This window comes from Croceicoccus sp. Ery5, assembly GCF_020985325.1.
GTDB lineage: Bacteria > Pseudomonadota > Alphaproteobacteria > Sphingomonadales > Sphingomonadaceae > Croceicoccus.
Genome location: NZ_CP087587.1, coordinates 3,553,122 through 3,565,043, shown reverse-complemented (window position 1 = coordinate 3,565,043; position 11,922 = coordinate 3,553,122). Strand labels below are relative to the sequence as shown.

Genomic DNA, 11,922 nt, shown 5'->3' with positions numbered 1-11,922 from the left:
CACGCTACATCAGACGCTCACAGCTTGTTTGAGTGATGTCTGGTCTGGCTTTCCGGCGATTTTCCCGAACGTCCGGCAGAATGCAATCGGCGCATCAGGTGACCTCCTCGGCCATGTTTGATGCGTCGTGACGCGAATGATACGAATTTTTGGTAGGTTCAGCATCTACCAATGCTGTGATAACGCAACATACAGTGACGTTTAGGCATGAAAAGCGTCTTGAATTTTGTCGGGGCGACGCAAATGACATTTGAAGCGCGAGGCTCTGTCGCAGTCATAATACCGACGTTCAATCACACCGCTTTTTTGGGCGCAGCCATCGAAAGTGTGCTTGCTCAAACGCGCCCCGCTGACGAGATTATCGTGATCGACGACGGCTCGCAGGATGATCCCACTGCAGTAGTTGCAGCCTATAAGGGTGTGCGGATCGTGCGGCAGGCCAATGCCGGTCTGGCCGCGGCGCGTAACAGGGGGATCGAGGAGACGCGATCAGCATCGCTCATGTTTCTCGATGCCGACGACAGGCTGAAACCCGATGCGATAGCGCTTTCTCTTCAGAGCCTGGGCAAGTCTCCCGGCGCGGCGTTTGCCTATGGAGGGTATGAACTGGTCTATCCGGGCAAGCTGCGGCGCCGAGCAAATTATCATCCCGTACACGAGGACGCTTTTCCAGCTTTCCTCCGCATCAATCCGGTCGGTATGCATGGCACTGTGATCTATCGACGCGAATGTCTCAATGCCGTTGGCGGATTCGATCCTTCGTTAAGGGCCTGCGAGGATCACGACCTCTACCTGCGGCTTGCCGCGCGATACAAGGTCGCCTGCCGGCCCGACGTGCTGGCAGAGTACTGGCACCATGGGGGCAATATGTCGCACGATCCGGTCACGATGCTGCGCTGGTCAGAGCGGGTTTTTGAAGCCCGACGCGGGGAGGCTGGCGCGGCTGGTCTACTGGCAGACCTCGAAGCGGGAAAGAACTGGGCACGCGACTTCTATATCGGCGTCTGGATCGGCCAGCTTCAAGCCGGCAGCTACCGGCAATCGGTCCGGCGTGGCGCGGCGCTCGCCAGCATGGCTCCCGCAACGATGTTTACGGTTTTGTGGAGCCGGTTGCACAAGAAGCTGAGCGGCGCGTGAACAAAGTGTCTGCGCCCTGATGGAGGATATCGCCTTGAGTTCGGCGTCGACGCAATCTTGCAGTGAGGGCTGAACCTCGTGGCACTTCGGCTGGCATTCGTTATCAATTCGATCGGGAGCGGCGGTGCGGAGCGCGTGCTGGACATCTTGTTGCGCAACCGCCCCGATTGGGCTGCTGATTTTGAAATCCATCTGATCATTCTCGATGAAGAACCGAAGATGCGGGCGATGGGCGAGGTCGACAAGGTTCACGTGCTCGACGGTCGCGGCAGCCTGCTGCGCAGCACCCGCCAATTGCACCGCCTGCTGGACGAGATCGCTCCCGATCTTGTCGTTTCTTTTTTGATCCGCGCAAGTCTGACGGCGGCCAGCTGGCGTTGGCGAAAAGGGTCGGCACCCGTCGTGGTCTGCGAGAGAATGCATACGAGCTCACATATTGCCGGCCGCTATGGCGCGATTAAAAGTTTGGCGCTGCGCGTGGCGATCAGGTTTTCCTATGGTTGGGCCGATCGTGTGCTGGCCGTGTCGCGCGGCGTCGCCGCGGACCTGGCGGAAAATTTTGCGGTACCCAAGGACCGCATTGCGATTGTTCCCAATCCCTACGATCCGAACGCAATTGCAGAAGCGGCAAAGGCGGAACCGGCGGTCGACCTGCCATCATCCTATATTGTCGCAGTGGGGCGTTTGGTGGCTGCAAAGGACTTTGCCGTACTGATCGAGGCTTTTGCCGATGCCCGGCCCCAACTCAAGGGATTGCAGCTGGTCATTTTGGGCGATGGGCCGGAGCGCGATGCGCTGACAGTGCAAATTCACCGATCCGGGCTGGAGGGGATGGTCCATCTGCCGGGTTATCTCGCCAATCCATTGTCGGCCATGGCGCGGGGGCAGTTTCTGGTTTCCGCTTCCCGCAATGAGGGGTTTCCCAACGTCATTGCGGAAGCGATGGCGCTGTCGCTGCCGGTCATTGCGACCGATTGCCCATCTGGACCTGCCGAACTGTTGCAGGGAAATGCAGGGGCGCCGGGTACGGTCGTCAAGGCGCGTGCAGGCTTGGTCGTGCCGATGGGCGACCGGCGCGCTATGTCATTGGCCATGGGCATGCTTGCTATGGATATGGAGCTTGCCGCGGAGCTGGCCCAGGCTGGCCGCAGGCGCATTGGCGATTTCCCGCAGGAAGAGGTCGTAGCGCAATATTGGAGCGTTTTCGGAGAATATCTCGGGAGAGCAGGGTGAATTTCCTGGACCACACTCAAGACATGGCATCCAGCTCTTCGAAAAGTGCTGCGTAATTATCGATCATACCGCCTAGATTGAAGCGTGAAAGCCATGCCTCGTCCAGATGAGGGCGGAACTCCTCGTAATCCGGCTGTGTCATGATGCGGGCAATCTTTGCAATATCTCCCACAGGGAAATAGCACTGATCGGGCAGACCGAACTCGCGATGCTGGGGCAGGTCGGAAAGAGCCATCGGGACGCCCGCGCTTAGTCCTTCGAGCACGACCAGCGCAAATCCTTCCATTTGCGATGGGTGCATGAAGAGTGCGGCGTTGCGGTAGAGATGGCCCAGCGCTTGCCCATAACGGGCACCTGCTAGAATGACCCCATTCTTTTGCAAGTCGCCAATGCCGCTCGCGCGCGCGGTGTCGCCAACCGTATTGCCCACAATGACGAGTGGCAGGGCATCGTGTCCTAGCGTTTGGCGCGCGTCGACAAGATCCTGAAATCTCTTGGTCTTATCGATCCGTCCGACGGCAAGAATGTACCGTCCGGGCTCAATTCCCAATTCGGCCAGTATGTCGCTCCTTTCTCCGTCGTCCAGGAAAGGCTGCGCCTCCACGCCGTGAATTATGGTATAGATTCGATCCGCAAATCGGGGATACCGCGCCGTAATATCGTCGAAGCTTGCCTGGCTGACGCAGACGACACGATGGGCGAAGCGGCAGCTGAGATATTCGCCAATCTTCAGACAGGAGGCAATGATCCAGTTCCACTTCGGTCGATCGTAATCGCGAGCATGTATCGTGACGATCACTTTCAACCCCAGCAACCTGACTAGCGGAGTCCATATCCCCGGACCGATCGAGTGAATGTGAACAATATTTGGGCGAAAGCTGTATCTCGCATGGAGAAGCGAAAACAGCGTGTGAAAGAATGCTTCCGCTGCCTTCATTCGAGGTGCCCAAAGGCTCTTGACCAAGAGGTTTTGCGCGTACGCGGCGGAAGGCTGATGATAGTCCGCACGCTCATAAACCCGGATTGTCCAATCAGGGCGTTTGCTTGCCAAAGATGGATAGAGATTGCGGCAATGGGTTTCGATTCCACCAACTATGTTGCCCATGCCCCGGAGGCCGACAACCGCAATGGATACCATTCTTAGGCTCCTCAACCCGTGCTGCGAGTTAGTCGGCAAATCGCAGATGCATCATCCTTCGAATGCGGCACTCTTTTAATATGGCGCATTAACTGTAGGCAGGACAATAAAGCACCGAAAGGCGTACCAAAATGGCAAGTTCGGTGGATACAGCATATTGATTGGTCCCTTGCGGTCGCGTTGGACCAATCCCCACACCAATGACGGCTGCGTGACGGTAATCCGGCAGGCTGACCCCGATCTGTCACTGATTTGTCCTAAGTCTGACGCAAATCCTGCCTAGAGGACCCGACCGGACATCAGGCTTCGGCCGATCGGAAGGGATCTTTACATCATGCATCATCGTATCGCGCTGCTCGCAGGGGCGGCCAGTGCCGTTATTGCCGCGGCGAGCCCCGCATTCGCGCAGGATCAGGCGGCGGAGGGCGAAATCGTCGTCACCGGCCAGCGCGCGCAGCAGGAACGCGGGATCGCGGCAAAGCGCGATGCGCTGGGCATTGTCGAGGTTGCCGCATCGGACAATATCGGCCGCCTTCCCGACCGCAACGTGGCCGAAGTGGTCGAACGCTTGCCCGGTGTGGGCGTGCAATACGATCAGGGCGAAGGGCGCTATGTCGCCATCCGCGGCATTCCGTCATCGCTGAACGGCTATGCGCTGAACGGCTTCGAAATCGGCAATCCCGACGGCAACACCCGCGCCCTGCCGCTCGACATCATCTCGGGCGCTTTGCTTAACCGGTTGGAAGTGACCAAGGTGCGCACGCCCGACCTGCTGGGGCAGGGGATTGGCGGCACGGTCAATCTGGTGCCGCAAACCGCGTTCGATTACGCCAAGCCCTTTATCGTTACCGGCAGCGCGCAACTGGGTTTTCAGGAACTGCGCGACGAGGATCATCCGGTGCAGGCCGACCTGACCGTGGGCGGCGTGTTCGGCAGCGAGGGGCAATTCGGCATCCTGCTGGGCGGCAGTTATTCCGACCGCACTTTCACCAGCTATGGCATCTATCCTGACGACTGGTTCGAGGTCGAGGGTGCGGCGCGTGGCGGCATGCCGACCAATATCAAATATACCGACTATCGCCTTAGCCGCGAACGGATCGGCGTGTCGGGATCGTTCGATTATCAGGGCGGCAATACCGATCTTTATCTGCGCGGCTTTTATTCGCGCTTTACCGAGGACGAGTATCGCCAGCGTTTCCGCCTCGACTTCTCGGACGGGGCGGTGTTCGACGCGGGCGGGCTGACCGGCACGTCGGACGATACCGAACAGCGCAGCGATCTGCGGCTGGAGTACAAGGAAAAATCGGTGCTGGTCGGCATGGCCGGCGGCGAAACGCGGCTGGGTGACATCACTATCGGCTATGGCGCAGCGCGCACCCATAACGAGGTGATCGAGCCGAACGACAGCTGGCAGTTCCGCGGCAATCCGGGCGATGTGACCTTTGACTTCACCGACCGGCTTTATACCGTCACGCCGGTCGACGGCTATCTCGCGCCCGCAGACCTGAGCTTTCGCAGCTATGGCCATCAGGACCAGTTCGGGGACGAGGATATCTGGCAGCTGCGCGCCGACGTTCAGTACGATCAGGCTTGGGGCTTTGCGAAATTCGGCGTGAATGCGCGGCTGACCGACAAGGGCTTCGACGACGAATCGGTCAGCTATGCGCGCAATGCCGCGCCCGACCGGTTTACGCTGGAGGGCTTGGCGGGCGACGATGTGATCGTCAGCCCCGGATCGAACCGCGATTACCTTGTCACGCCGACCATCGACGCAGATCTGATCCGCGCCTTTACCGATGCCAATCTTTCGGGCCCGCTGTTCGTTCTGGACGAGGAAGGCACGCTGGCCGATCAGGTCCTGTCGGATTACCAGCTGGATGAGGATGTGCTGTCGGCCTATGCGATGGCGAATATCGAATTCAGCGATGCGCTGGCGCTGACCATCGGTGCGCGGGTCGAACATACGAAGCTCGACATCACCGGCTATCGACTTGAGAACGAGGTCGATGTCGTGCCCGCCAGCGACAAGCGCGATTACACCAATGTGCTGCCCACCGCGATCCTGCGCGTGACGCCTGCCGACGATGTGGTCATGCGCCTGTCCTATTCGCGCAGCGTCGGGCGGCCCGATTATACCGACCTCTCGCCGGGCGGAGAAATGGGCTATGTCCAGCTCGACAATGGCAATTACGACGGTTCGCTGTCACTCGGCAATTCGGGGCTGGACCCCTATGTCGCCGACTCGCTCGACATGATTTTCGAATATTACTTCATGCGCGGCGGCCTGGTGTCGGCGGGCGTGTTCGCCAAATGGATCGACAATCCGATCTTCAACCGCAGCCTTACGCAGGAAAACGTCGAATTCGGCGGGCGCTTTTACGAAACGCTGGAATTCAGCCAGCCCGAAAACGCGTCGAGCGGCGAGATCATGGGTCTGGAACTGGCATGGCAGCAGCAGTTCACCTTCCTGCCCGGCCTGCTGTCGGGTCTGGGCGCGAATGCCAATGTCACCTTCCTCGACGGCAGCCTGAGTGTTCCCGGGCGCGGCAACACGCCCTTCCCCGAACAATCGGACCTGCTGTGGGGCTCGCAGATATTTTACCAATATGGTCCGGTCGAGGCCTCTGTCGGCTATCACCACACGGGCCGCGCGCTGATCGGCATCGCCGGCGATCCGGTCGAGGATCAGTATAACGACGATCTGCGGCGTCTGGATGCCAAGGTCTCGGTCGATATCGGCGATCATTTCACCGTGTTCGCACAGGGCCAGAACCTGACGGACGAACCGACGCGCCAGTATCAGGGCGGCATCCGCGACTGGGTGATCCAGCAGGAACGCTATGGCCGCGCCTATTGGCTGGGGGCATCGTTCCGCTATTGATCGCGGTCTGATCGCCGGTTGCCAGCCGGTGCAATCGAAGCATGGCCCAGCCCAATCGAGGCATGGCGCAGCCCGCGGCTCGCTGCTATGGGCGCGCCATGCTTACGATTGACGGCGTCACCGTCCGGCTTGGTGGCCGGCCCATCCTCGAACGTGCCAGTGCCTCGATCCCGCAGGGTGCGCGGGTCGGGCTGATCGGGCGCAATGGCGCGGGCAAGTCCACGCTGATGAAAGCGATCATCGGCGAGATCGAGCCCGACGACGGCGAGATCGCCAAGCCCAATCGCGCCCGCCTTGGCTATATCGCGCAGGAAGCGCCCAGCGGTACGACCACGCCGGAAGAGGCGGTGCTGGCCGCCGATACCGAACGCGCGCAATTGCTGGAGGAAGCCGAGACCTGCACCGACCCCGACCGGCTGGGCGACGTGCACGACCGGTTGCTCGCCATCGATGCCTATAGCGCGCCCGCGCGGGCGGCGAAGATCCTGTCGGGCCTTGGCTTTGACGAGGATATGCAAAAGCGCCCGCTCGACAGTTTTTCGGGCGGCTGGAAGATGCGCGTGGCGCTGGGCGCGTTGCTGTTTTCCGAGCCTGACGTGCTGCTGCTGGACGAGCCGTCGAACCACCTCGACCTTGAAGCGACCTTGTGGCTCGAAAATTTCCTCAAGGCCTATCCCGCGACCGTGCTGGTGATCAGCCACGAACGCGACCTGCTGAACAAGGTGGTCGATCACATCCTGCATCTGCAGGGCGGGCAATTGACGCTGTATCCGGGCGGTTACGACGCGTTCGAGAAACAGCGCGCCGAACGCGCCGCGCAGCTGGCCGCGGCCAAGGCCAATCAGGATGCGCAAAGGGCGCGGCTGGCCGATTATGTCGCGCGCAATTCGGCCCGCGCGTCGACCGCGAAGCAGGCGCAGTCGCGCGCCAAGATGCTGGCGAAAATGCAGCCCATCGCCGCGCTGATGGAAGACCCCTCGCTCAGCTTCGATTTCCCGTCGCCCGAAGAGCTGCGCTCCCCCATGATCACGCTCGACAATGCGGCCGTGGGGTATGAGGAAGGCAAGCCCGTCCTGCGCCGCCTTGGCCTGCGGATTGATGCGGACGACCGCATCGCCCTGCTGGGCAGGAACGGCAACGGCAAGACCACTTTCGCCCGCCTGCTGGCCGCGCAATTACAGCCGCAGGAAGGGGCGATGAACGCCTCTGGCAAGATGAAGGCGGGCTATTTCACCCAGTATCAGGTGGAGGAACTGCCCAGCGATTCCACCCCGCTGGAACTGATGACCCGCGCGATGGAGGGCAAGACCCCCGCCGCCGTGCGCGCGCAGCTGGGGCGGTTCGGCTTTTCGGGCAATCGCGCCACCGCGCAGGTCGAAACCTTATCGGGCGGCGAGCGTGCGCGGCTGGCGCTGGCGCTGATCACCCGCGACGCGCCGCATCTGCTGATCCTTGACGAGCCGACCAACCACCTTGATGTCGATGCGCGCGAGGCGCTGATACAGGCGCTCAACGATTATGCGGGGGCGGTCATTCTGATCAGCCACGACCGGCACATGGTGGAACTGACCGCCGACCGGCTGGTGCTGGTCGATGACGGCACGGCGCGCGAATATGCGGGCAGCATGGACGATTACATCGATTTCGTGCTGGGCCGGAACCAGCCGAAAGAGAAGAAGGCCTCCGCCACCAAGCCCGCTGCCAATTCGTCGAAATCGCGCGCGCAGGCGCGTTTCGTGAAATCGGAACTGGCCAAGGTCGAAAAGACGATGGCGAAGCTGCAGGGCCGGATCAGCGAGATCGACCGCGCCATGTATGAACCCGCCAATGCCGCCCCCGAATGGGCCGATCGCACGATGGGCGACCTGCTGGAACACCGCGCGCGTATTGCCGGAGAATTGCAGGGCGCCGAGGCCGAATGGCTGGCGCTGGGCGAGAAACTGGAAGAGGCCGAAGCGGCTTAGCCAGCCAGCGTCCAGCGCAATGTCTCGCCCGCGAAATAGGGCACCACGCAGGTTTCCCCGTCTCCCAGCGTGGCGGGGACGGGGTTGTCGGTGCGGGTCAGGGCGATCGTCCCTTCGTTCACCGGCAGTCCGTAGAATGCAGGTCCGTTGAGCGAGGCGAATGCCTCGAACCGGTCCAGCGCGCCTTCTTCGTCGAACACTTGCGCATAGGTTTCGATGGCAAAAGGCGCGTTGAAGATGCCCGCGCAGCCGCAGGCGTTTTCCTTGCGCCCGATTTCATGCGGCGCGCTGTCGGTGCCAAGGAAGAACTTCGCCGATCCCGAAACGCCCGCCTTGCGCACGGCCAGCCGGTGCTTTTCGCGCTTGGCGATGGGCAGGCAGTAATTGTGCGGGCGGATGCCGCCGACAAGGATCGCGTTGCGGTTGATGATCATGTGCTGCGGCGTGATGGTCGCGGCGATATTCGGCCCGCTGCCTTCGACGAAATCCACTGCCTCTGCCGTGGTGATATGTTCCAGCACGATCTTCAGCGCCGGATAATCGCGCGCCAGCGGGGCCAGCGTGCGTTCGATGAACACCGCCTCGCGGTCGAAGATATCGACGTCGCCATCGGTCACCTCGCCATGGATCAACAGCGGCATGCCGATGCGCTGCATGGTGTCCAGCACGCCGGTCAGCTTCATGATATCGGTGACGCCATGGGCCGAATTGGTGGTGGCATGCGCGGGATAAAGCTTGCACGCGGTAAACACACCGCTGGTAAAGCCGCGCTCTATTTCCGCCGGATCGATCCCGTCGGTCAGATAGCAGACCATCAGCGGGGTGAAATCCGTACCCGCGGGCAGCGCCGCCATGATCCTTTCGCGATAGGCCTGTGCAGCCGCGACCGTGGTGACCGGCGGGGTCAGATTGGGCATGATGATCGCCCGCCCGAACTGCCGCGCGGTATAGCCTGCCACGGCCTGCAACATCGCGCCGTCGCGCAAATGGACATGCCAGTCGTCGGGGCGGCGGATCGTGATCGTATCGGTCATGCCCCGTCCCCTAGCGGCTTGGCGCCTGCCCGTCGATGGGGTGAAAGCGGCAGGGCAGTTAGGCGATGAAGTCGGACGGGGTCAGGCGCACGGCGCACCCCTTTCGCAGGGTCACATTTTTGCTGCCCGCGCCTGCGCGGACAATGCGTGCGCCATCCAACTCGGGGAAAATCGTCGCGCTGGCCAGTCGTCCCTCCGCCCATACAAGGTCAAGCTTGCACGCGCCGCGCAAACGGATGCCTGTGATGCTCCCTTCCGGCCATGATGCGGGCAGCGCGGGCAACAGGGTGATGCGCGACCCGTCGCTTTGGGCCAGCATCTCGATGATCCCTGCCGCACCGCCGAAATTGCCGTCGATCTGGAACGGAGGATGCGCGTCGAACATATTGGGATAGGTGCGGCCCGGCGAAAGCAGATCGATCAGGATCTTGTGCGCGCGGGCCTTGTCGCGCAGCCGCGCCCACAAATTCAGCCGCCAGCCCAGCCCCCAGCCGGTCGCATCGTCGCCCCGCCGGTCCAGCGACACGCGCGCCGCCGCCGCCAGATCGGGCGTGTCGACCGGATTGATCTGAAGGCCGGGGTACAGGGCATAGAGGTGCGAGACATGGCGGTGGTGCGGATCGGGGGCATCCGCGTCCCAGTCGAACTGCCATTCCTGCAATTGCCCGCCCTTGCCGATGCGGTCGGGCGGCAGGCGCCTTGCCATGGCCTCCATCTCTTTCGCCAATGCCTCGTCGCGGCGCAAATGGCGGGCGGCGGCGGCGGTGCGCGCGAACAGGTCGCGCAGAATCTGGCTGTCCATCGCGGGCCCGGCGCACAATGTGCTGCCATGTCCATGGTCGTTTTCCGGCGAATTCGACGGATTGGTCACCATGAACCCCGTGCGCGGATCGGGGACCAGCGTGTCGAGGAAAAAGCGTGCCGATCCCGCCATCAGCGGGAAGATGCGGCGCAGATAAGCGTCGTCGCGCAGATAGTCCCAATGGTCCCATAATTGCACCGCCAGCCATGCGCCGCCCGTGGGCCACAGGCCGGTGCGCGCATGATCGATGGGGCCGGATGCGCGCCACAGATCGGTGTTGTGATGGGCCACCCACCCGCGTGCGCCATACATGTCGCGCGCGGTTTTCGCGCCCGAGATGGCCAGTTGCTCGACCAGATCGACCAAAGGTTCGAAACATTCGGGCAGATCCGCCGACTGGGCGGGCCAGTAATTCATCTCGGTATTGATGTTGATCGTATATTTCGACTGCCACGGCGGCTGGTTATTGTCGTTCCAGATGCCTTGCAGATTGGCGGGCTGCGTGCCGGGGCGGGAGCTGGAAATCAGCAGATAGCGCCCGAACTGGAAATAGAGCGCGGCAAGCGACGGGTCCTCGCCATTGGCGGCATGTTCCAGCCGCTGGTCGGTGGGGCGAGTGGCGCGCGATCCCTGCGGCAGGGTGAGGGACACGCGGCGGAACAGGCGGCGGTGTTCGTCGACATGGGCGCGGCGCAAATCCTCCAGCGACAGGCCCTGTGCGGCGCGCAGCCGCGTGGCGACGATGGCATCGGGATCGCCCGACACATCGCCCGGAGCGACAAAGCTTGTCGCGGCGGCAAGGCGCAGTTCGATGCGCTGGGCGCCGCGGATTTGCAGTACGGGGTCAAAGGCGCGGATCGTGCCGCCATGCGCCAGCGCCTGACCCTGCGCGGTAAAGCGCAGGCCGCCCGGAATGCCGCGATCCTCGTTATTTTCACCCCGCATGGCGATCAGGCCGCTGTCGCCTTCATTGTCGCGGGCGGTAATCTTTGCGCGCTGGCCGGTGGCGAGCGCGATATCGGCAGACAGCGGCGCGCCATCGGCATGGATCGCCATCACCAGCATCTGGTGAACCGGCGATATGAATATCTCGCGCGTATAGGACACGCCGCCTGACGTGAACCGCGTCACCGCCGTCGCGCTGTCGAGATCGAGCGAACGGCGATAATCGCTGGCCGATGTCTCGTTCACGTCGGTCAGGTCAACGAACAGATCGCCCAGATCCTGAAACGCCATTTCGCGCATCGGCACGGCCTGAACCTCGGCATCGGCCAGCGCCTCCGCCTCGGCATAGCGGCCCGCGAAGATCAGTTCGCGGATGCGCGGCAGGGCGGCCTTTGCCCGGGGGTTCACATTGCCATAGGGGCTGCCGGACCAGAGCGTATCCTCGTTCAGTTGCAGCCGTTCGCGCTTGATCCCGCCGAACACCATCGCGCCCAGCGATCCGTTGCCCAGCGGCAGCGCCTCGGTCCATTCGCGGGCGGGCTGGTTATACCACAGCAGCGGCGCGGCGGTCCGGGTCGGGCCGGCGGTGCTGTCCTGCTCCTGCGCGGCGGCGAAACCGGCGCGCGACAGCAGCGCGGCCGTCATCCCCGCCTGCAACAGGCCCCTGCGGCTGAGATCCATCGCATCCAATCCCCATTTGTCATATGTCAGATAACAGCTTTCATATTTGCCAGTCAGAAGCAAGCAGGGATATCGGAGTGGCGGATGACAGAACCGTCGCCACGCGC

At 62.2% G+C, this 11,922-nt stretch carries 7 protein-coding genes; 4 read left to right on the top strand and 3 right to left on the bottom strand.

Annotated features, from left to right (window positions below; genetic code table 11):
- The first annotated feature begins 207 nt into the window (after positions 1-207).
- Complete coding sequence (locus tag LOZ74_RS16805; RefSeq protein WP_230292137.1) at positions 208-1,137, top strand: glycosyltransferase; 930 nt, start codon at positions 208-210, stop codon at positions 1,135-1,137.
- A 78-nt stretch (positions 1,138-1,215) separates the two neighbouring features.
- A complete protein-coding gene (locus LOZ74_RS16800; protein ID WP_230292136.1) occupies positions 1,216-2,370 on the top strand; it encodes a glycosyltransferase in 1,155 nt (384 codons plus the stop codon).
- A gap of 16 nt (positions 2,371-2,386) precedes the next feature.
- Here the strand turns inward: LOZ74_RS16800 and LOZ74_RS16795 are convergent, their stop codons facing one another.
- Positions 2,387-3,508, bottom strand: coding sequence for a glycosyltransferase (locus tag LOZ74_RS16795; RefSeq protein ID WP_230292135.1), 1,122 nt, complete (start codon positions 3,506-3,508; stop codon positions 2,387-2,389).
- Between the two features lie 334 nt (positions 3,509-3,842).
- Here LOZ74_RS16795 and LOZ74_RS16790 point away from each other — a divergent pair, with 334 nt between their 5' ends.
- Both LOZ74_RS16790 and LOZ74_RS16785 read left to right on the top strand, forming a co-directional pair.
- Positions 3,843-6,389, top strand: coding sequence for a TonB-dependent receptor (locus LOZ74_RS16790; protein WP_230292134.1), 2,547 nt, complete (start codon positions 3,843-3,845; stop codon positions 6,387-6,389).
- A 98-nt stretch (positions 6,390-6,487) separates the two neighbouring features.
- Complete coding sequence (locus LOZ74_RS16785) at positions 6,488-8,353, top strand: ABC-F family ATP-binding cassette domain-containing protein (RefSeq protein WP_230292133.1); 1,866 nt, start codon at positions 6,488-6,490, stop codon at positions 8,351-8,353.
- On the opposite strand, the gene pyrC is transcribed toward LOZ74_RS16785, so the two are convergent.
- Complete coding sequence (gene pyrC / locus LOZ74_RS16780) at positions 8,350-9,387, bottom strand: dihydroorotase (RefSeq protein WP_230292132.1); 1,038 nt, start codon at positions 9,385-9,387, stop codon at positions 8,350-8,352. The genes LOZ74_RS16785 and pyrC overlap by 4 nt on opposite strands.
- A 58-nt stretch (positions 9,388-9,445) precedes the next feature.
- Positions 9,446-11,815 carry a glycoside hydrolase N-terminal domain-containing protein gene (locus LOZ74_RS16775; protein WP_230292131.1) on the bottom strand — a complete coding sequence of 790 codons (2,370 nt, stop codon included), beginning with the start codon at positions 11,813-11,815 and terminating at the stop codon, positions 9,446-9,448.
- Between the last annotated feature and the right edge of the window lie 107 nt (positions 11,816-11,922).

Coding starts and splice junctions, on each gene's coding strand:
- LOZ74_RS16790 (WP_230292134.1), top strand. CDS start 3,843: ATGCATCATCGTATCGCGCTGCTCGCAGGGGCGGCCAGTGCCGTTATT.
- LOZ74_RS16775 (WP_230292131.1), bottom strand. CDS start 11,815: ATGGATCTCAGCCGCAGGGGCCTGTTGCAGGCGGGGATGACGGCCGCG.
- LOZ74_RS16795 (WP_230292135.1), bottom strand. CDS start 3,508: ATGGTATCCATTGCGGTTGTCGGCCTCCGGGGCATGGGCAACATAGTT.
- LOZ74_RS16805 (WP_230292137.1), top strand. CDS start 208: ATGAAAAGCGTCTTGAATTTTGTCGGGGCGACGCAAATGACATTTGAA.
- LOZ74_RS16785 (WP_230292133.1), top strand. CDS start 6,488: ATGCTTACGATTGACGGCGTCACCGTCCGGCTTGGTGGCCGGCCCATC.
- pyrC (WP_230292132.1), bottom strand. CDS start 9,387: ATGACCGATACGATCACGATCCGCCGCCCCGACGACTGGCATGTCCAT.